Raw genomic sequence first — 25,596 nt, forward strand, 5'->3', positions numbered from 1 at the left:
GGCCCGCAAGAACATGAACAGAATCGGATTCATCGCAACCTCGATCCTCGTGCTGCTGGTACTGGCAAGCTCGACGCTCTTCGTGGTCGACCAGCGCCAGTTCGGCGTGGTCTATGCCCTCGGCCAGATCAAGCAGGTCATCACCGAGCCCGGCCTCAACTTCAAGCTGCCGCCGCCGTTCCAGAACGTGTCGTACATCGACAAGCGCCTGCTGACGCTCTCCAGCGTGGACACCGAGCCCATGCTCACCGCGGAGAAGCAGCGCGTGGTGATCGACTGGTACGTGCGCTGGCGCATCAGCGACCCGCAGGCCTACATCCGCAACGTCGGCCTCGACGAGAACGCCGGTGCCATGCAGCTCAACCGCGTGGTCCGCAACGCCTTCCAGGAAAACATCAACAAGCGCACGGTGCGCGACCTGATCTCGGTGCGCCGCGAGGCCCTGATGGCCGACGTGCAGCGCGAGGTGCTCTCGGTGGTGAAGGGCAGCAAGCCCTGGGGCGTGGACGTGGTGGATGTGCGCATCACGCGCGTCGACTACGTGGAAGCCATCACCGAGTCGGTCTACCGCCGCATGGAAGCCGAGCGCAAGCGCGTGGCCAACGAACTGCGCTCCACCGGCACGGCCGAGGGCGAGAAGATTCGCGCAGACGCCGACCGCCAGCGCGAAGTGATCGTGGCGAACGCCTACCGCGATGCCCAGAAGATCAAGGGCGAAGGGGATGCCCAGGCTGCCGCCACCTACAGCGAGGCCTTCGGCCGCGACCCGCAGTTCGCGCAGTTCTACCGCAGCCTCGAGGCCTACAAGCAGAGCTTCAACAAGAAGAGCGACGTGATGGTGCTCGACCCGTCGTCGGACTTCTTCCGCGCCATGCAGGGCTCGGGCTCGACCACCAACGCGCCTCGCCGTTGATCACTTCCGGCCGCAGCCGACTTCAGGAGCCGTGAGCGCCGACACTTTCTGGAGCGCGCTGGCGCTCGTCCTGGTGATCGAGGGCATCCTGCCTTTCGTGTCGCCGGGAGGGTGGCGGCGCGGCTTCGGGCAGCTCATGCAGCTGCGCGACGGCCAGCTGCGTTTCTTCGGGCTCTGCAGCATCGTTCTGGGTCTGATCCTGCTCTGGATCCTGGGCTGATCCGGCCCGCCGATTGACGCCCGTGCCGGACCGGGTGCCCGGTGCCGGTAGAATCCCGTTTTAACCACGCCCCCGATCCCCATGTCCGCCTGGGTCCTTCCGGATCACATTGCCGATGTGCTGCCCTCCGAGGCGCGCCACATCGAAGAACTTCGACGCCAGCTGCTCGATACCGCCCGTGGCTACGGCTACGAGCTGGTGATGCCGCCGCTGCTCGAGCATCTCGAATCGCTGCTCTCCGGTACCGGCGAGGCGCTCGACCTCCAGACTTTCAAGCTCGTCGACCAGCTTTCCGGCCGCAGCATGGGCCTTCGCGCGGACACCACCCCCCAGGTGGCGCGCATCGATGCCCACCTGCTGAACCGCGACGGCGTGGCCCGCCTGTGCTACTGCGGCCCGGTGCTCCACACCCGGCCCGACCGCCCGCATGCCACCCGCGAGCCCTTGCAGTTCGGCGCCGAGATCTACGGCCACGCCGGCCTCGAGGCCGACACCGAAACCCTGCTGCTGGCGCTCGACTGCCTCGATGCCGCCGGCTTGCGCGAGGGCGTGATCGTCGACCTGGCCGATGCCCGCATCGTGCGTGCCCTGTTCGCCGGCGTGCCGGTCGACGGCGCCACCCTGGCGCAGGTGCATGCAGCACTGGCGGCCAAGGACGCGAGCGAGCTCGAGTCGCTCACCAGGAACTTCCCCGCCGCCTCGCGCGAGGGGCTGCGCGCGTTGATCCAGCTCTACGGCGACGAGGCCGTGCTCGACGAGGCCGCCAAGGCCCTGAAGGGCACACCCGCGGTCGGTGCGGCGCTGGCCGACCTGAAGCAGCTTGCCGCCGGCCTGCAGGGCGTGGCCGGCCGCCAGATCAGCTTCGACCTGGCCGACCTGCGCGGCTATGCGTACTACAGCGGCATGCGCTTCGGCATCTACGTGCCCGGCGCGGCCGATTCGCTGGTGCGCGGCGGCCGCTACGACGAGGTGGGGGCCGTGTTCGGCCGCAACCGCCCGGCCGTCGGCTTCAGCCTCGACGTGCGCGAACTGGTCGGTGTGCTGCCGGCCCGCCCGCTGCGCGCCGCCATCCGCGCGCCCTGGAGCGACGCGGCCGGCCTGAGTCAGGCCATTGCCCAATTGCGCAAGGCCGGTGAAACGGTAGTCTGCGTGCTGCCGGGCCATGGCAGCGAAATCGATGAATTCCACTGCGACCGCGAGCTCGTCGAGCAGGCCGGCCAGTGGAGTGTCCGTGCGATCTGATTTTTTGAAGTAATGGAACGAGCATGAGCGTAACCACCGGAAGAAACGTGGTCGTCGTCGGCACCCAGTGGGGCGACGAGGGCAAGGGCAAGCTGGTCGACTGGCTGACGGAGAGCGCCCAGGGCGTGGTCCGCTTCCAGGGCGGCCACAACGCGGGCCACACGCTGGTCATCAACGGGGTGAAGACCGCGTTGCACCTGATCCCGAGCGGCATCATGCGGCCCGGCGTCAAGTGCTACATCGGCAACGGCGTGGTGCTTTCGGCCGCAAAGCTGTTCGAGGAAATCGAGGGGCTTGAAAAGGCCGGTGTCGAAGTGCGCTCGCGCCTGCGCATCAGCGAGGCCTGCCCGCTGATCCTGCCGTTCCACGCCGCGCTGGACATCGCGCGCGAGGCCTACCGCGAGAAGGGCGGCATCGAGAAGATCGGCACCACCGGCCGCGGCATCGGCCCGGCCTATGAAGACAAGATCGCCCGCCGCGCGCTGCGCGTGCAGGACCTGAAGCACCCCGATCGCTTCGCCGCCAAGCTGCGCGTGCTGCTCGAGCTGCACAACCACGTGCTGACCCAGGTGCTGGGCGCGCCCGCCATCGACTTCGACGAAGTCTTCAACGAGGCGATGAAGCACGCCGAGCTGCTCAAGCCCATGATGGCCGACGTTTCGCGCGAGCTGAACGATGCCAACCGCGACGGCGCCAACCTGCTGTTCGAAGGTGCGCAGGGCACGCTGCTGGACGTGGACCACGGCACCTATCCGTACGTCACCTCCAGCAACTGCGTGGCCGGCAACGCCGCCGCCGGTTCGGGCGTGGGCCCGGGCATGCTGCACTACATCCTGGGCATCACCAAGGCCTACTGCACCCGCGTGGGCGGCGGTCCGTTCCCCACCGAACTCGACTGGGCCACGCCCGGCACCCCCGGCTACCACATGAGCACCGTGGGCGCCGAGAAGGGCGTGACCACCGGCCGCAGCCGCCGCTGCGGCTGGTTCGACGCCGCGCTGCTCAAGCGCTCGGCACAGGTCAATGGCCTGTCGGGCCTGTGCATCACCAAGCTCGACGTGCTGGACGGCTTGGAGAAGCTGGAGCTGTGCACCGGCTACGAACTCGACGGCGAGACCACCGACATCCTGCCCATGGGCGCGGACGAGATCGAGCGCTGCACGCCGATCTACGAAACGCTGGAAGGCTGGAGCGAAAGCACCGTGGGCGTCACGCAATACGACAAGCTGCCGATCAATGCGCGGCTGTACCTGCAGCGCATCGAGCAGGTCACGGGCGTGCCGATCCACATGGTGTCCACCAGCCCCGATCGCGACCACACGATCATGATGCGCCACCCCTACCTGGCCGACTGATCAGGCTAACCCCCAGGCTTGCCCACTTCGTGTGGCCGCCAACCCCCTTGCAGGGGGCAACACCAGCGGCCCGGCGAAGCCGGTTCCGCGGTGTTCCCCAGAAGAAGAGACATTGAAGGAAAAACCACGCTATGTTGACTGAAGACGGCAAGCATCTCTACGTCAGCTACGACGAGTACCACAACCTGATCGAGAAGCTCGCGATCAAGGTGCACCAGTCGGGCTGGCAGTTCGACACCATCCTGTGCCTGGCGCGCGGCGGCATGCGCCCGGGCGACGTGCTCTCGCGCATCTTCGACAAGCCGCTGGCGATCATGTCGACCAGCTCGTACCGCGCCGATGCCGGCACGGTGCAGGGCCATCTCGACATCGCCCGCTACATCACCACGCCCAAGGGCGAGATCGCCGGCAAGGTGCTGCTGGTGGACGACCTGGCCGACTCGGGCCACACGCTGCACGCGGTGATGGACATGCTGCGCAACAACTACAAGCCCATCACCGAGCTGCGCAGCGCCGTGATCTGGACCAAGGCGCTGTCGACCTTCACGCCCGACTACTCGGTCGAGTACCTGGCCACCAACCCCTGGATCCACCAGCCCTTCGAGGGCTACGACTCGCTCGGCGCCGAGAAGCTGATCGAGAAGTGGTCGGTCTGATCCGGCAATGCCGGCGCCGGATCACCCGGCGTCGGTGAACATGGCGGTGTAGCGCCGCTGCATTTCCTCCGGCGTCAGCTTCTCGATGCTGTGCCCCACGTTCCAGCGATGGCCGAACGGGTCATGGAAGACGCCGGAGCGTTCCCCATAGAACTGGTCCTGTGGCGCCATGTCCAGCGTGGCGCCCGCGGCGACCGCGCGCGCCACCACCGCGTCGGCGTCGTCCACGTGCAGATGCAGCGAGACTGCGCTGCCGCCCAGCGTCTTCGCGCTGAGGATGTCGAACTCGGGGAATTCCTCCGAGATCATGAGGATCGCGCCGTTGTGGAAGTCCAGCTCGGCGTGGCCGATGCGGCCGCTGGGCTCGGTCAGGCGGAAGATCTCCTTCACCTCGAAGACCTTGCAGTAGAACTCGATGGCTGCGTTGGCGTCGTTGACGCAGAGGTACGGAAACAGTTCGTGGATGGCCATGGCGTCGTTGTCCCTTCGGGTTGTGATGGGCGCGATTCTGGTGCTCGCGCTCCGCGTCGTCTTGAACAAATTTGACCTGCTGCGCGCCGCCTGCTCCGGCGCTCGGCTCAGATGCGCACGTGCCGTGAAGAAACCGGTGCCGCCCGCCGGTAGGCCTGCGGCGACATGCCGGCAATGGCCAGGAAGTCGCGGTTGAAATGCGCCTGGTCACTGTAGCCGGCCTCCAGCGCCAGCTCGACCCAGGGCCGGGCGGGCTGGATGGCGAATTGCCCGAGCACATGGTCGAAGCGCAGCATGCGCGCGTACTGCTTGGGCGCCAGCCCGGTCATGCCGCGAAAGAGAGCGATGAAGCGCCGGTGGCTGTAGCCGCTTTGCTTCACGAGCTGGCCGATGGCGCCGGCCTGTCCGTCGTCGTCGTTGGCGCTCGCGCCGGACATGCGCGCCAATGCCTGCGCCACCGCGGGGTGCAGGCCATGCATCGCGGACGAGGCAAGGCGTGCTTCGAGCAGCGCGACGACGATGGCAAGCTGCCGCGGCAGCGAGTCGGTGCCGTGCAGCTGTTCGAGCGCGAAGTTCGCGTCCGCGCCCCAGAGCGCTTCGAGCGGGGTATGCCGCTCGGCCAGAGCGTCTTCGGGAGCGCCGAGGAGGGCCCGGGCCGCCCCCGGCTGCAGCATGACGCCGACCGAGTGCGTCGTCACCGACACGTCGCGCACGAAGAAGGCCGAGCGGGTTCCGCCCACCATCGCGTAGCCCACTGTGAATCCCCGCACGTCGGCGCCGTCGTGGAAGAGGCGCAACGACGGCCCCGAAAGCCTGAAGACCAGATGCATGCCCCCGGTGGGCAGCACATGCTCGCGTGCGCCCGGCTGCTCGACGGGCGTGCCGTCGGGCGACGAGGCCCACATCAGCCGCACGAAGGGCCGCAGGTGGGGAGGGGCGAGGCGTGTCAGCTGCACTGTCTCGGGCTTCTTCCATGAAACGGGATGAAGGGGAGGACCGGTCCGCGCATTGTGCGACGGAAGCTCCGCGCAAGGCCCCGAATGCGGGTCGCGCTAGCATGCACCCATGAGCAAGCCTTCCACGAACCTGATCCACCACCCCTACGTTCCGCCCGCCACCTTCGCCGCGCCGCAGCCCGGCGTGTTCAAGGCATCGACCGTGTTCTTCGCCGACGTCGCCGCCATGCGCGCGCGCGACTGGCGCACCAAGGCCGGCTACACCTACGGCCTGCACGGCACGCCCACCACCTTCACGCTGGAGGAGCGCCTGGCCACGCTCGAAGGCGGTACCGAGTGCCTGCTCGTGCCCAGCGGTCTGGCGGCCATCTCGCTGGTCTCGTTCGCCTTCCTGAAGACCGGCGACGAAGTGCTGATTCCCGACAACGCCTACGGCCCGAACAAGGCGCTGGCAACCGGCGAACTGGCGAACTTCGGCGTCACGCACCGCCTGTACGACGCGATGAACCCGGCCGACCTCGCGGCCAAGTTCTCGGAGCGCACGAGGCTGGTATGGCTGGAAGCGGCGGGCTCGGTGACCATGGAGTTCCCCGACCTGCCGGCGCTGGCCAGCATCTGCCGTGCGCGCGGCGTGATGACGGTGCTCGACAACACCTGGGGCGCAGGCCTGGCCTTCGCGCCCTTCGATTTCAACGGCAGCGGGCAGGGCGTCGACATTTCCGTGCACGCGCTCACCAAGTACCCCAGCGGCGGCGGCGACGTGCTCATGGGCAGCGTGACCACGCGCGACGAGCGCCTGCACCGTGCGCTCAAGCTCACGCACATGCGCATGGGCTTCGGCATCGGCGTGGGCGACGTCGAGACGCTGCTGCGCTCGCTGCCCAGCATCGCGCTGCGCTATGCCGCGCACGACCGCGCCGCGCGCGAGTTGGCCGGCTGGCTCAACGGCTGCGAGGAGATCGCGCAGGTGCTGCATCCCGCGCTCGAGGATTCCCCGGGCCATACCCACTGGCGCGCGCTGTGCGGCGAAACCAACCTGGCCGCCGGCCTGTTCTCGGTGGTGTTCGACGAGCGCTACAGCACCGAGCAGGTCGACCGCTTCTGCGACAGCCTGCAGTTGTTCCGCCTCGGCTATTCGTGGGGCGGACCGATCAGCCTCGTGGTGCCCTACGACATCGGCCTGATGCGCGATGCCAGCGTGGCGCGCTGGCCGTACAAGGGCACGCTCGTGCGTTTTTCCATCGGCCTCGAAGACGTGGAAGACCTGCGCGCCGATCTTCAGCAGGCGCTGGCTCGGATGTAAGAAATCGCATCCTGCCGTCGCTCCTGTCGCCTCGAGCGCGTCATGGGGTACCTCCTCGAGACTGCAGCTTTATCGCTTACAGTAGGCCACGGCAGTCAACCCGACTGCCTCGCCTCAAGGAGATCCAGTGGCAACACCCAACTACGGCTACGAAAAGCGTCAGAAAGAGCTGGCCAAGAAGAAGAAGAAGGAAGACAAGCTCCGCGAAAAGGCGAACCGCAAGCTCAATCCCAGCAGCGACGGGCTGGCACCTGGCGATCCCGAAACCGACGTTGCCTCGCTCGAACGCGATCCGCCCACGGTGCCGGACCTGCCCACCAAGAACGGCTGATCCGATCCAGGCTCGCCGGTCCATCGACAAAAGCCGCCGCAGGCACCAGCCCGCGGCGGCTTTTTCATTGCTTGGGCAACAGCTTGCGCAGCTCGGCCCAGACGTTGTCCAGCAGTTGCGGCTGGGCGGCCGCCGTCGGGTGGATGCGGTCGGCCTGGAACAGCGAGAGCGCGTCGGGCGCATCCGCCACGCCCTTGAGCAGGAAGGGCACGAGCGCCGACTTGGTCGCGCTCGCCACCTTGGAGAACACCGCCTCGAAGCGCCGCGTGTAGTCGCCGCCATAGTTGGGCGGCACCTGGATGCCGACGATCAGCACCTTCGCGCCCGCGGCCTGCGCGGCCTTGGTGATCTGCATCAGGTTGCTTTCGGTGTCGGACAGCGGCAGGCCTCGCAGCGCGTCGTTGGCCCCGAGTTCGAGCACCACCAGGCTGGGCTTGTGCTGCGCGAGCAGCGGCGCGAAGCGGGCACGGCCGCCGGAGCTGGTGTCGCCGCTGATGCTGGCGTTGACCACCGTGGCGGAGATCTTCTGCTGCACAAGCCTTTTCTCGAGCAAGGGTACCCAGCCCTCGCCGCGCTTGAGGCCGTACTCTGCGCTCAGCGAATCGCCCAGCACCAGGATCACCGGCTTGCCCGAAGAGGCCGCCGTGGAAGACGATGCCTGGGCCTGCGCCGTCGTCGTCCATATCCCCGCGCTGCCGAGCGCGGTGGTGGTCAAGATAAAGTCACGTCGATTCAAAACCAGAGCCTTTCCATGTCCCAACCCCCGTCTGATGCCATTGTCGCCGTCGAGCATGTGTTCAAGTCCGTCACCGATTCGGCAGGCACGCTGGACATTCTGCAGGACATCGATTTCACCCTCGGCGCGCGGGAAACCGCCGCCATCGTCGGCGCCTCGGGCTCCGGCAAGAGCACGCTGCTGTCGATCATCGCCGGGCTGGACACGCCCACCCGCGGGACGGTGAAGCTCGCGGGGCAGGACATCTTCGCCATCGACGAGGACGAGCGCGCCGCCGTGCGCGCGCAGCGCGTGGGCTTCGTGTTCCAGAGTTTCCAGCTGCTGGGCAACCTGAGTGCTCTGGAAAACGTGATGCTCCCGCTGGAGCTGGCCAACCGCAAGGACGCCCGCAAGGCCGCCACCGAGATGCTCGGCCGTGTCGGTCTGGGCCAGCGCCTGGGCCACTACCCGAAGGTGCTCTCCGGCGGCGAGCAGCAGCGCGTGGCGCTGGCCCGTGCCTTCGTCGTGCAGCCCGCGCTGCTGCTGGCCGACGAACCGACCGGCAGCCTGGACTTCGCCACCGGCGAGCAGGTCATGCAGCTGATGTTCGACCTCAACCGCGAGCTGGGCACCACGCTCGTGCTCGTCACCCATGACCGTGGCATCGCCGCGCGTTGCGAACGACGTATCACGATCGAGGCCGGTCGCGTCGCGCTTAATGAAAAAGTGGCTCTGGCGCCTGCCTGACAAGAGCAATAAGCTATTAAATAAATAGCAAGCCACATTCAAGGAGATGTTCATGGAGGAACTTCCGCCCGACGCCGTCCTGGCGCTGCAGCGCGGCAGGATGATCGAGGCCATCAAGATCGTGCGCGCCCGCACGGGCATGGACCTCAAGTCGGCCAAGGAAGCCGTCGATCGTTTCGCCGATCGGCAGGAAGCGGGAGACGACGACAGCAGCGCCATGGGCGGGCGCTGCGTGCCCACGGCGGCCAGGCAGGACCGCGGCTTCGCATCGATGCCCTCCACCGCGCTCACGGCGCTGGCGCAGGGCAACAAGATCGAGGCCATACGCCTCACGCGCGAGGCCACCGGGCTGAGCCTGGCGGCGGCCAAGCGGCTGGTCGACAACCATGACGACCCCACACTGGGCGGCTTCGGCCCCCTGACCCAGCACATGCCCCGCCGTCCCATGGACGAGCCGGGCCGTGTGTACGGCGGCGGCTACAAATGGCTGCCGGTGCTCATCATCCTGCTGGCGGCGGTCATGGTCTGGCTGCTGTTCGGACAGAAGGCTTGAGCCAAGAAAAAACAAATCGATGATCGTTCCCCAGTACTGGGCCGAAGGCCGCATCCAAGAGCGCGTGGCCGGCAAGCAGATCACCGTGCGGCGCTACGGCTGGTCCGACGAGAGCCCCGTGGCGGCACAGGCGCACGCCAACCAGCGCACCCGCGACGCCTTCGACCGCATCGCCCACAAGGGCGAGAAGCTCGAGCGCCGCGAACGCAAGCTCGCCTACAACGGTGCCGAGGGCGTGCCGATCCGCGAGGAAATCGTCGAGCGGCACGGCGATACCGTCGTCACCCGCAACGGCTACGGCGCGCGCTGCCTCAACACGCCCGACGTGCTCTTCGTCGACATCGACTTCGAGGAGCCCCTGCGCGGCAGCGTGTTCGGCTTCGCGCTGGTGCCTGCACTGATCGCGGGCGTGGTCGGCGGCTGGGCCGCCAGGACCTGGCTGGGCGGGTTGATCGCGGGCATCGTGGTCTTCGCTGTGGCCTGGGTCATCGGCCAGCGCAAGAAGCGCGGCGAGCACAGCGGCAACCCGGCACCCGAGAAACGGGCCGCGGAGCGCATCGCGCGCTTCATGCAGCAGCATCCCGACTGGAACCTGCGCATCTACCGCACGCCGGGGGGCTTCCGGCTGCTGGCGATGCACGACGTGTTCAACCCGTCCGACATGGCGGTGGCCGACTGCTTCCACGCCCTGGGCGTCGACAAGGTCTACGCGCGCATGTGCCGCAATCAGAACTGCTTTCGCGCCCGGGTGAGTGCCAAGCCCTGGCGCGTCGGCATCGGCGACCACATGCGGCCCCGTCCGGGCGTGTGGCCGGTGTCGCCCGACAAGCTGCCCGCGCGCGATGCCTGGATCGCGCGCTACGAGAAGGCCGCCGAGGGGCACGCCGCCTGCCAGTACCTGGAGAGCGTGGGCAACGCCGCGAAGGTGCATCCGAGGGCGCTGGCGGTGCAGGAACTGCACGACGAGCGCACCCGCGCGCTCAGCGGCCTGCCGCTGGCCTGAGCGGGCGGGTGGGGCCGGCCCCGAGGGGGCAGGGATAATCCACGGATGTCTTCCCCCAAAGTGATCTTCGGCTTCCATGCCGTGGGCGTGCGCCTCAAGACCGCGCCCAAGTCGGTGCTCGAAGTGCTGTTCGACGCCAGCCGGCGCGATGCGCGCATGAAACAGTTCCTGGCCCGCGCGCAGGAAACAGGCGTTCGGCTCATCGAGGCCGACGGCGCGCGGCTTTCCAAGCTCAGCGGCAGCCACGGCCACCAGGGCGTGGTGGCGCGGGTCGAGCCCGTGGCCCAGGTCCGCTCCCTCGACGAACTGCTCGAAGGCCTCGAAGAGGCCGGCACCGTGCCTCTGCTGCTGGTGCTCGACGGCGTGACCGATCCGCACAACCTCGGCGCCTGCCTGCGCGTGGCCGACGGTGCCGGCGCGCACGCGGTCATCGCGCCGAAGGACCACGCGGCCGGCATCAACGCCACCGTCGCCAAGGTGGCCAGCGGTGCGGCCGAGACGGTGCCGTACTTCATGGTCACCAACCTCGCGCGCACGCTGAACGAGCTCAAGGAGCGCAGCATCTGGTGCGTGGGCACCAGCGACGACGCACCAGGCACCATCTACCAGAGCGACTTCAAGCGCCCGCTGGCGCTGGTGCTGGGCGCCGAGGGCGAGGGCATGCGGCAGCTCACGCGCAAGACCTGCGACGAGCTCGTGAGCATTCCGATGGCCGGCGCGGTCGAGAGCCTCAACGTCTCGGTGGCCAGCGGCGTGTGCCTGTACGAGGCCCTGCGCCAGCGCAGCGCCTAGCTCCCCGGCGATCCACCCTTGCGGTGGAAATAGATCAGTTCCGCCACCCGCCGCATCTGCGGCGTGCCGAGCAGGTGGTTGAACATCCAGTCGTTCTGGAAGTGGTCGAAGGCCCAGCGCAGTGCGCGCTTGAGCCTGAAACCCGGATACCCGCGCACGAACCACGTGGCCGGATCGCCCGCTTCCCTCCGGATGAAGCGCGCCACCGCCTCGCCTGCGCGCTGCCCGTGCAGCAGGGCGGTGTGGATGCCGCCTGCGGTCACCGGCGACACCATGCCCGCCGCATCGCCCACCAGCAGCGCACGTTCGCGCGCCACCACGGGCAGCACGCCGCCGCAGGGGATCATTCCCGCGCGCACCGCGACCGGCGGCGCATCGCCGGGCGTAACTGCCGGGGCGATCTTGCGAAGCAGCGGATCGAGCTTCAGCGCGCCCGGGTCTCCGTGCCCCACGCGGCGCGCCAGCCCGATCTGGCTCACGCCCACGCCTTCGAGCGCCCAGCCGATGTAGCCGGGCGCCAGCTTGCGATCGATGAAGCAGTGCAGCAGGTCGGGCGCCATCCTCGCGCCCTGGTATTCGTGCTCCACGCCATAGAGAAAGCGCGTGTTGCGCGACAGGCCCAGTGCCTTCGCGACGCGCGAATGCGGGCCGTCGGCGCCGACAAGATATGTGGCCGTGATGCAGGGACCGCGCGTCAGCGGCACTTCCCAGCGGCCATTGAGCCACAGCGCCTGCTCGAACAGCGTGCCGAGTTGCACGTCGACGCCGCAGGCCCGGGCCGAGTCCACCATCCAGTCGAGCAGGGCGGGCGCATCGGTGGCCCAGAACCAGTAACCCGGCGCATGCAGGTCGACGTGATGCATGTCGGGGGCATAGAGCCGTACGCCCTCGATGCGCCGCACCAGCGCGGGCGGCACATCGGCCAGCCAGGGCACGCTGTCGACCGCGTCCTTGACGATGATGCCGGTGGTGTGAAGCTTGGTGCCCGCGGCGGTCTTCTTCTCCAGCACCACCACGCTCAGGCCTGCGAGTGCCGCGGCCCTGGCGCAGGCAAGGCCCGCGAAGCTCGCGCCGACGACGAGCAGGTCGACCTTGATGTTGCCCGTGCCGCTGCCGGCGGAAGAGGCCGGTGCGGGCGCCGTCGAAGCGGCGGAGGGAAGAAGCGGAGCGAAGAGGCTTGGTGATGTATGCATGGGGCCGCTGACTTGAAGCAATGCGCACCGCTTGCCGCGGCGCGCTGCGAAGTTAGCGGCCCTCTGTGCGGGCGGCGTGAAGCCCGCGTGAACTCAGGACGCTCAGGACGGGTCCTTGCCGCGCGTGCGGCCCACCGCGCTGAAGATGCCGATGCCCAGCAGGATCACCGCACCGATCCCGATGTAGAGCGTGGGCACGCCGGCCACGGAGGCGCCCCATGCGACGCCGGCCAGGAAGATCAGGAAACCGATCATGTAGAGCGCGAAAGACATCGTCGTTCCTCCGAAAGTCTGGATGCCTTGCAGTATTCAGGACGAGGCCGCCCGCAGCACCGGCGCGCGCCGGATGTGCATGTGGGAGCCTGCCTACCGCGTGGGTACGCCGATTCCGCGCGTCGTCGGCTATTCCGGGCTTGCCACCAGCAGATAGCGGCAGGCGCCGCGCCCCAGCGCCTTGAAGACCAGCGGCCGGTCCACGCCGAAGTCCAGGCAGTCGCCCGGCGCGAGTTCGAAGCGCTCGTCGCCGTAGTCCACCCGCAGCTCGCCTTCGAGCATCCACAGGCATTGCCGGTATGGCTTGCCGCTCCAGCGTGGGTAGTCGACCTGCACCGAGCGCGGCAACTCGATCTCGACCATCTCCACGCCGCTGCCCGCCTGGCGCTCGGCTACCTGCCGCCGCAGGTAGCCGGCCTGCGGGTCGCGCCATACCTCCTGCTCGGCGCGCGTGCGCAGCCGCTTCGGTTGCCCTTTCTCCTCGGTCAGCAACTGCGCCAATGGCACGCCGAGCCCGGCGGCCAGCTTGCCCAGCAGCACGGCCGTGGGGCTGCTCTGGGCGCGCTCCACCTTGGAAATCATGGCCTTGCTCACGCCCGAGCGTTCGGCCAGGTCCGCGAGGCTCAAGCCCTGCGACTGGCGCAGCGCCAGCAGGCGGGTGGCGATGAGCAGGTCGATGTTCTGGCCGGAAACTTCGGCGGGAGATGGTTCAGGAGATGAGTCGTTTCTCATATGAGATTATTATTCTCCTATATTGAACGAAATTTCAACGAAGGCCAGCACCATGCGTCTCATCTCCTGCACCGAAGAAGCCCACGCCGCCGCCATCCTGGCCATCCTCAACGAGGCCATCGTCACCTCCACCGCGCTGTACGACTACAAGCCTCGCACGCCCGAGAACATGGTCACGTGGTTCGCCACCAAGCGTGCCAACGGCTTCCCGGTGATCGGTGCCGAGGACGAGAGCGGCAAGCTGCTGGGCTTCGCGAGCTACGGCAGCTTCCGCGCCTTTCCCGCCTACAAGTACACGGTGGAGCACTCGGTCTACGTCGACAGCGCGCACCGCGGCAAGGGACTGGGCCGCACGCTGATGGAGGCGGTCATCGCCGAGGCGGTGGCGCGCGACGTGCACGTGATGGTCGGCGCCATCGACGCGGCCAACGCGGGCAGCATCGCGCTGCACCAGAGCCTGGGCTTCGAACACTCGGGCACGGTGCGCCAGGCGGGCTTCAAGTTCGGGCGCTGGCTCGACGTGGCCTTCTATCAGCGCATCCTCTCGACGCCGCTGAACCCCGTCGACGGTTAGGGCCTGTTCACACTATTTCCGGGGTCGCGTTGGTGCTCCAAGGGGCTGGATGCAAGGCGCCCGTGCGCAGCAAGGCTGGCGCCTTGCAAGCGCGGGCAACGCCGCAGACGGCCCCTTGGAGCACCAACCCTGCGGGAAGGGCAGCCAGGGCGGGCCACTCGGCGTTGCGTTCCTAGCGTGTGCGCATGCACACGCGTCGTCGCGCGCCTTGATTGGCCCGCCCTGGCTGCCCTTCGCGACCCCGGAAATAGTGTGAACAGGCCCTAATTCAACGCGAAGAAGCGCATCACCACCTCGGCCGGATGGCGCACGCCGGCTCCGGTGAACATGCGCTCGTTGATCCATTTCAGCGAAGCCGAGGCAGTTTCGAAGCGCGGGCTGCAGCGGAAGTACACCTGCGACGGGTCGACCGGCTCGCCGCGCAGCAGCCTGCCCATCACCTCGGGCGGGGCGCTGCGCATTGCGCTGTTGTGCACGTAGACCAGGTCGCCCGCATCGGTCTCCAGACCATAGCGCGCGTCGAGTTCCGAGAGCGTGTCGCTCACGATCAGCTGGAAGTCGCTGCCGCCCGGCAGCACGCGTGCCCGCCACCCGTGGCCGATGGCTTCGCCGCCGATGATCGGCACCACGCGGCGCAATCCGCGCGGGCTGTTGCCCAGCACCTGTGGCACGCCCACCTCGATGCGCAGGTCGGCGAAATGCTCCAGCGTGGGGGCGGCGATGGAATTGAACGCGCTCATCAGGCTGCGGGCTTAGCGGTCTCGGCGCTGGCGCGGTCGAGCATCTCGATGGTGCCTGCGTCCAGCTTCAGCTGCGTCGCGACCACGAGTTCCTCGAGCTGCGCGACGGAGGTCGCGCTGGCAATGGGCGCCGTCACGCCCGGGCGCGCGATCTGCCACGCGATGGCGACCTGGCCCGGCTTGGCGTTGTACTGCTGGGCCACCTTGTCGAGCGCGTCGAGGATGCGCAGGCCGCGCTCGTTGAGGTACTTCTTCGTGGTGTTGGCGCCGCGCGCGCTCTTGGCCGCATCGGCCTCGATGCGGTACTTGCCGGTGAGGAAGCCGGCGGCCAGCGCGTAGAAGTTGATCACGCCCACTTCGCGCTTGATGCACAGTGGCTCCAACTCGTCCTCGAACACGGCGCGGTCGTACAGGTTGTACAGCGGCTGCAGGCTCTCGTAGCGGGCGATGCCCAGGCGCTCCGACACGTCGAGCGCCTCGGCCAGGCGCGGCGCCGTGTAGTTCGACGCGCCGATCGCGCGCACCTTGCCTTCCTTGATCAGTTTGTCGAAGGCGCCGAGCGTTTCTTCCAGCGGGGTGCTGGCGTCGTCGTCGTGCGACTGGTAGAGGTCGATGTAGTCCGTCTGCAGGCGCTTGAGCGAGGCCTCGACGGCTTCGCGGATGTATTTGGGCGCGAGGCCCACCTTGCCTTCGCCCATCGGCTTGCCGACCTTGGTGGCCAGCACCACGCGGTTGCGCTTGCCGCTTTGCCTGAGCCACTTGCCGATGATGGTCTCCGACTCGCCGCCGGTATGGCCCGGCACCCATGCCGAATACACGTCCGCGGTGTCGACGAAGTTGAAGCCGGCGTCCAGCCAGGCATCGAGCAGCTTGAACGAGGCCGCCTCGTCGACGGTCCAGCCGAACACGTTGCCGCCGAAGGCGAGCGGAGAAACCTGGAGGCCGGAGCGGCCGAGCGGGCGAAGTTGCGACATGTCGATGTGTTCCTGTTGAAAGGGGAAGGAAGAACGGTCAGACGAAGCCCACGGCGCCCAGCACAGCCCCGGCGCCGAGCAGCCAGAGCAGGTGGATGCGCGTGCGCCAGACGATAAGCGCGGCGGCGCCGGTCAGCAGCCACAGGTGCCACGCGGGCGCATCGCCGGCATGGTTTCCTGCCGCCAGCACCCAGCCGGTGGCGATCAGCAGCCCCACCACCACGGGCGCCATGCCCTGCTTGAAGGCGCGAACCTCGCGGCGCGTGCGATTGCGGTGGCCCCAGCGGGTGGCGAAGTAGGTGAGGGTGGTGCTCGGCAGCATGATGCCCAGCATCGTGACCAGCAGTCCGAAGAGGCCGAGCACCCAGGCGTGCGGCCCGGCGCCGATTCCGCCGCCCGCGTTGAGCCCCACGTTCCAGCCCATCAGCGCCACGAACAGCACGTTGGGTCCGGGGGCGGCCTGCGCGATGGCGACCGAGGAGCTGAACTGCGCATCGGTTAGCCAGCCGTGCTGCGTGACGAGGTAGCGGTGCATGTCGGGCACCGTGGTGATGGCGCCGCTGATCGACAGCAGCGACAGCAGCATGTACTGCCCGAAGAGGGCCAGCCAGTCGTGCCATTGCATGGCGATGGTCATGGGGCGATCCTCTTCCAGGTCCAGATGCAGGCCACGCCGCCGACCACCAGCAGCACCCAGCCCAGCGGAATCTTCAGCACCGCGATGGCCACGAACACCAGCGCCATGATGACCAGGCAGGTCGCGAAGCCCAGCGGGTGCTTGCGCAACTGGGGCACCAGCTTGACGCCCGTGGCGGCGATGAGCCCGCCCGACACCGCCCCCATGCCCCGCAGCGCGGCCGCCACCTGCGGGTTGCCGGCATAGTGCGCGTACAGCACGGCCAGCGCGAGGATCACCACCAGCGGAATGGTCAGCATGCCCGCCACCGCCGCCAGCGCGCCGCGCAGGCCGAAGTAGCGGTCGCCGATCATCAGCGCAAGATTGATCACGTTGGGCCCCGGCATCACCTGCGCCACGGCCCAGTCCTCGAGGAACTGCTCGGGCGTGAGCCATTTCTTCTTCTCGACCATCTCGCGCTGGACGATGGCGAGAACCCCGCCGAAGCCCTGCAGCGCGAGCCATGTGAACGAAACGAAAAGGTCGCGCGGCGACTGGGGATGGGCTGCGGGGGGAGACGGTTGCATGTCGAGCGATTATCGTAGGCGGGCATCCAGCTGCTTCAAGCGTTTCACGGAGGACATTCCAGCATGGTCACGCAAATGGTCACGCAACTGCGCGCGCTCTTCGATCTCTGCCGCCGGGCCTTCAATTCGTGGTCCAACGACTACGCTCCGAGCATGGGCGCGGCGCTGGCCTACTACACGGTGTTCTCGATCGCGCCACTGCTCTTGATCGTGATCGCTGTGGCGGGCCTGGTCTTCGGGCAGGAGGCCGCGCGCGGCGAGATCTTCGCGCAGCTCTCGGGCCTGATGGGCGAGCAGGGCGCGGCCGCGGTGCAGGGCATGCTCAAGGCCGTGAACAAGCCGGCCGAGGGCATCGTGGCCACGGTGGTCGGCATCGGGCTGCTGGTGGTCGGCGCCACCACGGTCTTCGGCGAACTGCAGGATGCGCTCGACCGAATCTGGCGCGCGCCGGCGCGCACCAACACCAAGGGGCTGTTCAACATGCTGCGCGTGCGGCTGCTGTCGTTCAGCATGATCATGGGCATCGGCTTCCTGCTGATGGTGTCGCTGGTGGCGAGCGCGGCGCTCGCGGCGCTGGGCAAGTGGTGGTCGCCGATGTTCGGCGCCTGGGAGACGACGGCGCAGGTCGTCAACTTCGTCTTCAGCTTCGCGATGGTGACGGTGATCTTCGCGATGATCTACAAGATCATGCCGCGCGTGAAGGTGCAGTGGCGCGACGTGTGGGTGGGCGCGGCGGTGACGGCGCTGCTGTTCACCGTGGGCAAGCACCTGATCGGCCTGTACATCGGCAAGAGCAGCGTGGCCTCGGGCTATGGCGCGGCGGGGTCGCTGGTGGTGGTGCTGGTGTGGGTGTACTACTCGGCGCAGATCTTCCTGCTGGGCGCGGAGTTCACCTGGGTCTATGCGCGCACCTATGGCTCGATGAAGGACATGAAGGACCTGCCCGAGCTGAACCCGTCCCCCACGCGCGAAGCCCCGCTGCCGCACAACGACGACTGACCGGCGCTGCCTTGCGGGCGGCTCAGCCTGCGAAGCCGCCTTCGTCCAGGAACTTCTGTTCTTCCGGTGTGCTGGCGCGCCCCAGCATCCTGTTGCGGTGCGGAAAGCGGCCGAAGCGCGCGACGATGTCGCGGTGCAGCACGGCGAAGCGCTGGGTGTTGTCGTCGAGCGCGGCGTTGAGTTCCACCGAGCGCTCCTGCTCGGCCAGCACTTCCGAGTGCATGAAGGGCAGGTAGAAGAAACGTTGCAGCACGGGCTCGCACTGGCGATCGAAGCCCGCCTCGATCGCGGCCTTTGCCACGGCCAGCGCCCGGCCATCGGTGGCCAGCATGTGCGGATTGCCGCGCCAGGCGTTGCGCGGGAACTGGTCGAGCAGCACCAGCAGGGCCAGCGTACCCTGGGCATCGGCCGCCCAGTGGTCGAGCTCGCCGCGGGCTGCGGCCTGGTGGGCTTCGGCGAAGCGGGAGATGAAGTCGGCGTCGAAGGCGTCGTCCTTGGCGAACCAGCGCTCGGGGCCGGCTTCGCTCCAGAAACCGACCACGTCGCGGGCTGAAGGGACTGCAGGGGCTGAAGAAGTCATCGACACATTCTCTTTCAGGTTGTGCACGCCGGGCCAAGTCGGGGCGATGGCCGACAGGAAAGGGCCCAGGGAGCTGCCTATGCTGTGGACGCTTTCACAACCAGGAGATCAAGCTCATGACCCAATATCGCTCTCTTTTGCGTGCGGCTCTCGTCGCCGGCGTTGCCAGCGCCGTGCTGGCCGGCTGCGGAATGATGTCGAAGTCGAACGTCGCGAGCTTCAGCGGTGCGATGAACGCGGCCAGCGAAGTCCCGCCGAACATGACGCGCGGCACCGGCATGGCCGAGGCCTGGCTCAACCGCGACACCAACGTGCTCAAGTACAAGATCACCTACTCCGGCCTGAGCGGCCCGGCCACCATGGCGCACTTCCACGGCCCGGCCGCGGCGGGTGCCAATGCCGGCGTGGTGCTGCCTTTCGCAAACCCGGCCAGCCCGATCGAGGGCCAGGCCACGCTCACGCCGGCACAGGCGGCCGACCTGTCGGCGGGCAAGTGGTACGCCAACATCCATACGGCCGCGAATCCGGGCGGCGAGATCCGCGGGCAGATGCTGCCGAAGATGTGAAATCGTTCCAGGGGCAACAACCCCTGGTCAGGTTTGTGTCTCGGGGGTGGTGTCAAATGAACGCATGACGACGACACCACCGAAGAAGAAAACCCGTGCCGCCTCCACCGCTTCCAGGAAGCCCCTCGACCCCTTCGCCTCGCGCCGCGAGGACATGCGCACCGCCCGCAAGGCGCTGGTGCTGCAGGGCGGGGGCGCGCTCGGCGCCTACCAGGCCGGCGTGTACGCGGCGCTCAGCGAGACCGAGCTGCAGCCGCACTGGATCGCGGGCGTCTCCATCGGCGCCATCAATGCAGCGCTGATCGCGGGCAACGCGCAGGAAAACAGGGTCGACCGGCTGCGCGAGTTCTGGCACCTCGTGTCTTCGGGGCCTTCGCAGCGACTGCCTTCGTGGCTGGGCGACCGGGCCACGCAGAACCAGTACAGCGCCACCATGGCCTCGCTGGTGGGCATTCCTGGCTTCTTCGAACCGCGCTATTCGCCAGCCTTCCTGATGGGCGGCGCCGCGCCGCTTCTGAGCTACTACGACACCTCGCCGCTGAAGTCCACGCTGGAGCGGCTCGTCGACTTCGACCGCATCAACGCCTGCGAGGCCCGCTTCAGCGTGGGCGCGGTGAACGTGCGCACCGGCAACTCGGTGTACTTCGACAACACGCGCCAGCGCATCGGGCCCGAGCACATCATGGCCAGCGGCGCGCTGCCGCCGGGCTTCGCGCCGGTGAGCATCGACGGCGACTACTACTGGGACGGCGGCATCGTCTCGAACACGCCGCTGCAATACGTGCTCGACACGCACCCGCGCAACGAGCCGCTGGTGGTGCTGCAGGTCGACCTGTTCAACGCGCGCGGCGAGATGCCCCGCACCATGGCGGGCGTGCTGGAGCGGCAGAAGGACATCACCTACTCGAGCCGCACGCGCATGAACACCGACGCGCTGGCCGCCAACATGAACCTGCAGCAGGCGATTGCCGACCTGATTTCCAAGCTGCCCGCCAGCCTGCGCAACGACCCGAGCGTGCACGAGGTGCAGTCGCAGCTCACGCACGAGCCCATCGACATCTTCCACCTGATCTACCGCGACAAGCCCTACGAGCTGGAGTCGAAGGACTACGAGTTCTCGCGCGCCGCGGTGGAAGAGCACTGGGAGGCCGGCGCGCGCGACATGCGCGTGACGCTGGCGCACCCGGAGACGCTGCGCGCCGACGCCACGGTCAACGGCGTGACCACCTTCGACCTCGGCGAGCACGGCTCGGGGCGCGTCAAGCGGCCGGGGTTGTCGCGCTGACTTGTCGGGTCGAGTCGCGCGGCGATTCAGCCCCGGCTAAGAAACCAGCGCGAGACTGGGCCGTCATTTCACTGCTTCAGCTTCACCAGGAGGAAATGTTTGCATCATGAACATTGAAGACGTGCGACGAACGGCATTCGCAATGCCGCTGACCAGTCCGGCCTTTCCGCCAGGGCCTTACCGCTTCATCAGGCGCGAATTCCTGATCATCACGTACCGCACCGACATGGATGCCCTGCGCGCCGTGGTGCCCGAGCCGCTCGAAGTGGTCGAGCCGCTGGTCAAGTACGAATTCATCCGCATGCCCGATTCGACCGGCTTCGGCGACTACACCGAGTCGGGCCAGGTCATCCCGGTGCAACTGCGCACCGCCAAGGGCGTGGAGAAGGGGGCGTACGTGCACGCGATGTACCTGAACGACCATCCGCCCATTGCCGGCGGGCGCGAGCTCTGGGGCTTTCCGAAGAAGCTCGCCTCGCCGGTGCTCGACTACGAGACCGACGTGGTGGTCGGCACGCTCGACTACGGCAAGGTGCGCGTGGCCAAGGCCACGATGGGCTTCAAGCACCGCACGCTCGACCCCGCGCCCATCCTCGCGGGCATCGCGCAGCCGAACTTCCTGCTCAAGATCATTCCGCACGTCGACGGCACGGCGCGCATCTGCCAGCTGGTGCGCTATCACATGGTCGACGTGACGCTGCACGGCGCGTGGGGCGGGCCCGGCTCGCTCGAACTGCATCCGCATGCGCTCGCGCCGGTGGCCGACCTGCCTGTGCGCAAGGTGGAGTCGGCGGTGCACTACATCGCGGACATGACGCTCGCGCTCGGCACCGTCGAACACGATTACCTCGCCTGATTCTTGCTGGCGGCTCCAGGTCGCCGGCTTTCCAACCCCAACCCTCAAGGAAGACTCACCATGCAACTCAAGGACAAGGTCGCCTACATCACCGGCTCGGCCAGCGGCATCGGCAAGGAAATCGCCATCCTGTTCGCGCAGGAAGGCGCCAAGATCATCATCGCCGACCTCAACAAGGAAGCGGCCGACGCCACGGCGGCCGAGCTCAAGGCCACTGGCGCGCAAGCCATCGGCGTGGGCGTGGACGTGACGAACGAAGACCAGGTCAACGCCTCGGTGGAAGAGGGCGCCGCGGCCTTCGGCGGCATCGACATCCTCATCAGCAACGCCGGCATCCAGATCGTGCATCCGGTGGAGGAGTTCAGCTTCGCCGACTGGAAGAAGATGCTGGCCATCCACCTCGACGGCGCCTTCCTCACCACCAAGGCCTGCCTGAAGCACATGTACGCACAGGGCCGCGGCGGCAGCGTGATCTACATGGGCTCGGTGCACTCCAAGGAGGCTTCGCTGCTGAAGGCGCCCTACGTGACGGCCAAGCACGGCCTCATCGGCCTGGCCAAGACGGTCGCGAAGGAAGGCGCCAAGCACGGCGTTCGCGCCAACGTGATCTGCCCGGGCTTCGTGCGCACGCCGCTCGTCGAGAAGCAGATTCCCGAACAGGCGAAGACGCTGGGCATCACCGAGCAGGAAGTCATCAAGAACGTGATGCTGAAGGAGACGGTCGACGGCGAGTTCACGACCACGGAAGACGTGGCGCGCGTGGCGCTGCTGTTCGCGGGCTTCCCCACCAATGCGCTCACAGGCCAGTCGCTCGTCGTGAGCCACGGCTGGTTCATGCAATAAGCGGCAGACGCTACAGCTTCAGCTCCCAGGTCTCGCCCACCAGCGGCGTGCCGTATCCCTCATGCGGCTCGGAACCTGTGAGCTCGAAGCCGCGGCTGGCGTAGATGCCGCGTGCAGCGGTCAGGCAGCTGTTGGTCCACAGCACCATCTTGCGGTAGCCCTTCAGGCGCGCGAAGGCGATGCACTCGTCCACCAGCTTGCCGCCCAGCCCCAGCCCGCGCGCTGCGGGCGTGAGGATCAAGAGTCGTAGTTGCGCCACTGTGGCCGACTTGCGCACCACGAAGATCGAGCCGACCCGCTCGCCATTGAGCTCGGCGATCCAGCAGCGCTCCCATTCGGGCTGGAACTTGAGCAGGAACTCGCCTGCGATGTTCGCGACGAGCGCCTCGAAGGTGCTGTTCCAGCCGTATTCGCGCGCATAGATCTCGCCGTGCTGCTGCACGACCCAGCCGATGTCGCCGGGCGCCGGGTCGCGCAGGACGGCGGCCTGCGGCTTCGCGGGCGGCGCCTCGGGGTCGAGCAGCGATTGCACCGTGCCCATGGCGTGCACCAGCTGCTGGCGCTGCGCAGGTGCGAGCGTGGCGAGCAGGGCGGCAGCCTCCTCGCGTGATTTCTGCTGCAGCGGCGCGAACGCGGCATGGCCCGCGTCGGTCAGGCGCAGCACGCTCTGGCGCGCGTCGCGCGGATGCGGCTCGCGCACCAGCCAGCCCTCGTTCTCGAAGCGGCGCAGGATGCGGCTGAGGTAGCCGGCGTCCAGCCCGAGGTCTCGCCCGATCTCGCTCGCGACGGCCATTTCGCGGTGCGCCAGCTCGTACAGCACGCGCACATCGGTCAGCGACATGGCGCTGCCAAGGTAGGGGTCCAAGGCGCCGATGCGGCGGGTGTAGAAGCGGTTGAACTGCCGGACCGCCTTGACGGCAGTGGTATCGATGGGCGGCGAAGATGCGGACATAGTTGCCATTGTCATTCAGTTATTTGACTTTGGCAATCAAATTGGCGGGGCATGAGTCCTTCGGGAAAGTCCGGTCACAGGTCACACGGGGCGACAGGCATGGTGGAAAACCCTAAAATCGAGGGTTGCCCACAACGGCGCTCCCGAGGCGCTGTCAACTCCCACCGATGAACGCTCCCGTCGACGTCTCCTTCTTCGCGCGTGCCGCCAAGCCGCTGACCAGCTACCGCAAGTACTGGGCGGCGCGTTTCGGCACGGCGAAATTCCTGCCGACCTCGCGCAAGGAGATGGAAGCGCTCGGCTGGGACAGCTGCGACATCATCGTCGTCACGGGCGACGCCTACGTCGACCATCCCAGCTTCGGCATGTCGGTCATCGGCCGCATGCTGGAAGCGCAGGGCTTCCGCGTGGGCATCATCGCGCAGCCCGACTGGCAGAGCGCCGAGCCTTTCAAGGCGCTGGGCAAGCCGAACCTGTTCTTCGGCGTCACCGCCGGCAACATGGATTCGATGATCAACCGCTACACGGCCGACCGGAAGATCCGCAGCGACGATGCCTACACGCCCGGCGACGTCGGCGGCGCTCGCCCCGACCGTGCGGCCATCGTGTATTCGCAGCGCTGCAAGGAAGCCTGGAACGACGTGCCGATCATCCTCGGCGGCATCGAAGGCTCGCTGCGCCGCATCGCCCACTACGACTACTGGTCGGACAAGGTGCGCCGCTCCATCGTGGTCGACGCCAAGTGCGACCTGCTGCTGTACGGCAACGCCGAGCGCGCCATCGTCGAGATCGCGCACCGCCTGGCGGCCAAGGAGCCGGTGCAGCAGATCACCGACGTGCGCGGCACCGCCTTCGTGCGCCGCGAAACGCCTGAGGGCTGGTTCGAGATCGACTCCACCAGCGTCGACGAGCCCGGCCGCGTCGAGGCGCACGTCAATCCGTACCTGATGGTGTCCGACCAGGCCAAGGCCAACGGCGCCACCTGTGCCAAGGAAGACGAGGCCGAGGCGGTGGCCAAGGCGGCCGAAGCCGCCGGCTCATCCGTGGTCAATCTCGCCATCAAGCCGCTGAACTTCGTGCCCAACCCCGCGCTGCAGGGCAAGGGCAAGACCAAGGTGCCGCCGCGCGAGCGGTCGGTGATCCGCCTGCCTTCGTACGAGCAGGTGCGCAGCGACCCGGTGCTCTATGCGCACGCCAACCGCGTGCTGCACCTGGAGACCAACCCCGGCAACGCCCGCGCGCTGGTGCAGGCGCACGGCGAAGGCACCACGGCGCGCGACGTGTGGATCAACCCGCCGCCCATTCCGCTGACCACGGCCGAGATGGACCACGTGTTCGACCTGCCGTACGCGCGCAGCCCGCATCCGCGCTACGCCGACGAGAACGGCAGCCATGATGGCGCGACCAAGATCCCCGCGTGGGAAATGATCCGCTTCAGCGTGAACATCATGCGCGGCTGCTTCGGCGGCTGCACCTTCTGCTCGATCACCGAGCACGAGGGCCGCATCATCCAGAGCCGCTCGGAAGACTCGATCATCAAGGAGGTCGAGGCCATCCGCGACTCGGTGAAGGGCTTCACCGGCACCATCTCCGACCTCGGCGGCCCCACGGCCAACATGTACCGCATCGGCTGCAAGTCGCCCGAGATCGAGGCCGCCTGCCGCAAGCCGAGCTGCGTGTACCCGGGCATCTGCCAGAACCTCAACACCAACCACGATCCGCTCATCAAGATCTACCGCCGGGCGCGTGCGCTCAGGGGCATCAAGAAGATCCTGATCGGTTCCGGCCTGCGCTACGACCTGGCCGTGCAGTCGCCCGAGTACGTGAAGGAGCTGGTGCAGCACCACGTCGGCGGCTATCTCAAGATCGCGCCCGAGCACACCGAGCAGGGCCCGCTCACGAAGATGATGAAGCCCGGCATCGGCAGCTACGACAAGTTCAAGCAGATGTTCGAGAAGTACTCGGCCGAGGCGGGCAAGAAGCAGTACCTCATCCCGTACTTCATCGCCGCGCATCCGGGCACGAGCGACGAGGACATGATGAACCTCGCGATCTGGCTCAAGAAGAACGGCTTCCGCGCCGACCAGGTGCAGACCTTCTACCCGAGCCCGATGGCCACGGCCACCGCGATGTACCACTCCAACCGCAACCCGCTGCGCAAGATCACGCGCGAGAGCGAGACGGTGGACATCGTGCGCGGCGACAAGCGCCGCCGCCTGCACAAGGCCTTCCTGCGCTACCACGACGCCAACAACTGGCCGCTGCTGCGCGAGGCGCTGAAGTCGATGGGCCGCGCCGACCTGATCGGCAACGGCAAGCACCACCTCATCCCAACCTGGCAGCCACTGACCGATGGCGGCTACACCAGCGCGCGGCGTAAGAATTCGACGAGCGCGCCGGCCGCCAAGTCGGCCCCCGTCAAGCTGGCGCCAGTGAAGCCCTCGAAGGGCCGCATCCTCACGCAGCACACCGGCCTGCCGCCGCGCGACAACGGCTCGGGCACGGGTACGGCCGGGCGCAAGCCCGCGGGTCCGGTGCGCGGCAACATCCGCAAGCCGCGCTGAGCGGC

The 25,596-nt window shown here is 67.7% G+C and carries 30 protein-coding genes; 18 read left to right on the forward strand and 12 right to left on the reverse strand.

Annotated elements, in window-relative coordinates; all coding sequences use genetic code 11:
- The first annotated feature begins 13 nt into the window (after positions 1-13).
- The 5 genes from hflC (at position 14) to ABL843_RS13220 (ending at position 4,386) form a co-directional block, all read left to right on the forward strand.
- On the forward strand, positions 14-913 hold the full coding sequence (gene hflC / locus ABL843_RS13200; RefSeq protein WP_184638568.1) for a protease modulator HflC: 900 nt from the start codon (positions 14-16) through the stop codon (positions 911-913).
- A 31-nt stretch (positions 914-944) separates the two neighbouring features.
- Positions 945-1,133 carry a DUF2065 domain-containing protein gene (locus tag ABL843_RS13205; RefSeq protein WP_418120157.1) on the forward strand — a complete coding sequence of 63 codons (189 nt, stop codon included), beginning with the start codon at positions 945-947 and terminating at the stop codon, positions 1,131-1,133.
- An 81-nt stretch (positions 1,134-1,214) separates the two neighbouring features.
- Positions 1,215-2,375 (forward strand): ATP phosphoribosyltransferase regulatory subunit, encoded by a 1,161-nt coding sequence (locus tag ABL843_RS13210; RefSeq protein ID WP_184638566.1) that lies wholly within the window; start codon positions 1,215-1,217, stop codon positions 2,373-2,375.
- Positions 2,376-2,398: 23 nt separating this feature from the next.
- The gene (locus tag ABL843_RS13215; RefSeq protein WP_126018849.1) at positions 2,399-3,730 is read left to right on the forward strand and encodes an adenylosuccinate synthase; all 1,332 of its coding nucleotides are present in this window, start codon (positions 2,399-2,401) and stop codon (positions 3,728-3,730) included.
- A gap of 131 nt (positions 3,731-3,861) precedes the next feature.
- Complete coding sequence (locus ABL843_RS13220; RefSeq protein ID WP_126018851.1) at positions 3,862-4,386, forward strand: phosphoribosyltransferase; 525 nt, start codon at positions 3,862-3,864, stop codon at positions 4,384-4,386.
- Between the two features lie 21 nt (positions 4,387-4,407).
- Here the strand turns inward: ABL843_RS13220 and ABL843_RS13225 are convergent, their stop codons facing one another.
- The gene (locus ABL843_RS13225; RefSeq protein WP_184638564.1) at positions 4,408-4,857 is read right to left on the reverse strand and encodes a VOC family protein; all 450 of its coding nucleotides are present in this window, start codon (positions 4,855-4,857) and stop codon (positions 4,408-4,410) included.
- Between the two features lie 107 nt (positions 4,858-4,964).
- A complete protein-coding gene (locus tag ABL843_RS13230) occupies positions 4,965-5,813 on the reverse strand; it encodes a helix-turn-helix domain-containing protein (RefSeq protein WP_418120158.1) in 849 nt (282 codons plus the stop codon).
- Positions 5,814-5,922: 109 nt separating this feature from the next.
- On the opposite strand from ABL843_RS13230, the gene ABL843_RS13235 reads away from it, so the two are divergent.
- The gene (locus tag ABL843_RS13235) at positions 5,923-7,116 is read left to right on the forward strand and encodes a PLP-dependent transferase (RefSeq protein WP_418120159.1); all 1,194 of its coding nucleotides are present in this window, start codon (positions 5,923-5,925) and stop codon (positions 7,114-7,116) included.
- Positions 7,117-7,243: 127 nt separating this feature from the next.
- Positions 7,244-7,447, forward strand: a complete 204-nt coding sequence (locus tag ABL843_RS13240) for a hypothetical protein (protein WP_126018857.1) — start codon at positions 7,244-7,246, stop codon at positions 7,445-7,447.
- Positions 7,448-7,511: 64 nt separating this feature from the next.
- On the opposite strand, the gene ABL843_RS13245 is transcribed toward ABL843_RS13240, so the two are convergent.
- On the reverse strand, positions 7,512-8,162 hold the full coding sequence (locus ABL843_RS13245; RefSeq protein ID WP_221297486.1) for an arylesterase: 651 nt from the start codon (positions 8,160-8,162) through the stop codon (positions 7,512-7,514).
- A gap of 36 nt (positions 8,163-8,198) precedes the next feature.
- Here ABL843_RS13245 and ABL843_RS13250 point away from each other — a divergent pair, with 36 nt between their 5' ends.
- From ABL843_RS13250 to rlmB, 4 genes are read left to right on the forward strand one after another with little or no spacing between them, the layout of a single operon-like run.
- Entirely contained in the window at positions 8,199-8,909 is a 711-nt protein-coding gene (locus tag ABL843_RS13250; protein WP_026346226.1) for an ABC transporter ATP-binding protein, read from the forward strand.
- 52 nt (positions 8,910-8,961) lie between these two features.
- A complete protein-coding gene (locus ABL843_RS13255; RefSeq protein ID WP_240650468.1) occupies positions 8,962-9,462 on the forward strand; it encodes a ribosomal protein L7/L12 in 501 nt (166 codons plus the stop codon).
- Between the two features lie 19 nt (positions 9,463-9,481).
- The gene (locus ABL843_RS13260) at positions 9,482-10,465 is read left to right on the forward strand and encodes a hypothetical protein (RefSeq protein WP_418120160.1); all 984 of its coding nucleotides are present in this window, start codon (positions 9,482-9,484) and stop codon (positions 10,463-10,465) included.
- Between the two features lie 45 nt (positions 10,466-10,510).
- Complete coding sequence (gene rlmB, locus ABL843_RS13265; RefSeq protein WP_295986805.1) at positions 10,511-11,257, forward strand: 23S rRNA (guanosine(2251)-2'-O)-methyltransferase RlmB; 747 nt, start codon at positions 10,511-10,513, stop codon at positions 11,255-11,257.
- Here rlmB and ABL843_RS13270 read toward each other — a convergent pair.
- The 3 genes from ABL843_RS13270 to ABL843_RS13280 all read right to left on the reverse strand — a co-directional run bounded on the left by ABL843_RS13270 (position 11,254) and on the right by ABL843_RS13280 (position 13,455).
- Positions 11,254-12,450, reverse strand: coding sequence for an NAD(P)/FAD-dependent oxidoreductase (locus tag ABL843_RS13270; RefSeq protein ID WP_418120161.1), 1,197 nt, complete (start codon positions 12,448-12,450; stop codon positions 11,254-11,256). The genes rlmB and ABL843_RS13270 overlap by 4 nt on opposite strands.
- Before the next feature lie 102 nt (positions 12,451-12,552).
- Positions 12,553-12,723, reverse strand: coding sequence for a hypothetical protein (locus tag ABL843_RS13275; protein WP_019653095.1), 171 nt, complete (start codon positions 12,721-12,723; stop codon positions 12,553-12,555).
- A 129-nt stretch (positions 12,724-12,852) separates the two neighbouring features.
- Positions 12,853-13,455, reverse strand: a complete 603-nt coding sequence (locus ABL843_RS13280) for a helix-turn-helix domain-containing protein (protein ID WP_418120162.1) — start codon at positions 13,453-13,455, stop codon at positions 12,853-12,855.
- 52 nt (positions 13,456-13,507) lie between these two features.
- Between ABL843_RS13280 and ABL843_RS13285 the strand changes: the two genes are divergently transcribed.
- Positions 13,508-14,029, forward strand: a complete 522-nt coding sequence (locus tag ABL843_RS13285) for a GNAT family N-acetyltransferase (RefSeq protein ID WP_184638549.1) — start codon at positions 13,508-13,510, stop codon at positions 14,027-14,029.
- 263 nt (positions 14,030-14,292) lie between these two features.
- On the opposite strand, the gene ABL843_RS13290 is transcribed toward ABL843_RS13285, so the two are convergent.
- Genes ABL843_RS13290 through ABL843_RS13305 form a run of 4 tightly spaced genes read right to left on the reverse strand, consistent with a single transcriptional unit; the run spans position 14,293 to position 16,946 of the window.
- Positions 14,293-14,769 carry a DUF3237 domain-containing protein gene (locus ABL843_RS13290; protein ID WP_418120163.1) on the reverse strand — a complete coding sequence of 159 codons (477 nt, stop codon included), beginning with the start codon at positions 14,767-14,769 and terminating at the stop codon, positions 14,293-14,295.
- Entirely contained in the window at positions 14,769-15,743 is a 975-nt protein-coding gene (locus ABL843_RS13295; protein ID WP_418120164.1) for an aldo/keto reductase, read from the reverse strand. Before ABL843_RS13295 ends, ABL843_RS13290 begins: the two co-directional genes overlap by 1 nt.
- 37 nt (positions 15,744-15,780) lie before the next feature.
- Positions 15,781-16,380 carry a chromate transporter gene (locus ABL843_RS13300; protein WP_176668909.1) on the reverse strand — a complete coding sequence of 200 codons (600 nt, stop codon included), beginning with the start codon at positions 16,378-16,380 and terminating at the stop codon, positions 15,781-15,783.
- Positions 16,377-16,946 (reverse strand): chromate transporter, encoded by a 570-nt coding sequence (locus ABL843_RS13305; protein ID WP_184638541.1) that lies wholly within the window; start codon positions 16,944-16,946, stop codon positions 16,377-16,379. Before ABL843_RS13305 ends, ABL843_RS13300 begins: the two co-directional genes overlap by 4 nt.
- A 75-nt stretch (positions 16,947-17,021) precedes the next feature.
- Here ABL843_RS13305 and ABL843_RS13310 point away from each other — a divergent pair, with 75 nt between their 5' ends.
- Entirely contained in the window at positions 17,022-17,945 is a 924-nt protein-coding gene (locus ABL843_RS13310) for a YihY/virulence factor BrkB family protein (protein WP_418120467.1), read from the forward strand.
- A 22-nt stretch (positions 17,946-17,967) separates the two neighbouring features.
- On the opposite strand, the gene ABL843_RS13315 is transcribed toward ABL843_RS13310, so the two are convergent.
- A complete protein-coding gene (locus tag ABL843_RS13315) occupies positions 17,968-18,525 on the reverse strand; it encodes a DUF924 family protein (RefSeq protein ID WP_418120165.1) in 558 nt (185 codons plus the stop codon).
- 116 nt (positions 18,526-18,641) lie between these two features.
- On the opposite strand from ABL843_RS13315, the gene ABL843_RS13320 reads away from it, so the two are divergent.
- The 4 genes from ABL843_RS13320 (at position 18,642) to ABL843_RS13335 (ending at position 22,075) form a co-directional block, all read left to right on the forward strand.
- Positions 18,642-19,091, forward strand: coding sequence for a CHRD domain-containing protein (locus ABL843_RS13320; RefSeq protein ID WP_418120166.1), 450 nt, complete (start codon positions 18,642-18,644; stop codon positions 19,089-19,091).
- A gap of 64 nt (positions 19,092-19,155) precedes the next feature.
- Positions 19,156-20,376, forward strand: a complete 1,221-nt coding sequence (locus tag ABL843_RS13325; protein ID WP_418120167.1) for a patatin-like phospholipase family protein — start codon at positions 19,156-19,158, stop codon at positions 20,374-20,376.
- 106 nt (positions 20,377-20,482) lie between these two features.
- On the forward strand, positions 20,483-21,232 hold the full coding sequence (locus ABL843_RS13330) for an acetoacetate decarboxylase (RefSeq protein WP_418120168.1): 750 nt from the start codon (positions 20,483-20,485) through the stop codon (positions 21,230-21,232).
- A 60-nt stretch (positions 21,233-21,292) separates the two neighbouring features.
- A complete protein-coding gene (locus ABL843_RS13335; protein WP_019653083.1) occupies positions 21,293-22,075 on the forward strand; it encodes a 3-hydroxybutyrate dehydrogenase in 783 nt (260 codons plus the stop codon).
- A gap of 10 nt (positions 22,076-22,085) precedes the next feature.
- Here ABL843_RS13335 and ABL843_RS13340 read toward each other — a convergent pair whose 3' ends face one another.
- Complete coding sequence (locus ABL843_RS13340; protein WP_184638802.1) at positions 22,086-23,036, reverse strand: bifunctional helix-turn-helix transcriptional regulator/GNAT family N-acetyltransferase; 951 nt, start codon at positions 23,034-23,036, stop codon at positions 22,086-22,088.
- 158 nt (positions 23,037-23,194) lie between these two features.
- On the opposite strand from ABL843_RS13340, the gene ABL843_RS13345 reads away from it, so the two are divergent.
- Positions 23,195-25,591, forward strand: a complete 2,397-nt coding sequence (locus ABL843_RS13345) for a YgiQ family radical SAM protein (RefSeq protein ID WP_418120169.1) — start codon at positions 23,195-23,197, stop codon at positions 25,589-25,591.
- Positions 25,592-25,596: the final 5 nt, after the last annotated feature.

It is taken from the genome of Variovorax sp. 350MFTsu5.1 (assembly GCF_048302515.1).
In the GTDB taxonomy this organism is placed as follows: domain Bacteria; phylum Pseudomonadota; class Gammaproteobacteria; order Burkholderiales; family Burkholderiaceae_C; genus Variovorax; species Variovorax guangxiensis.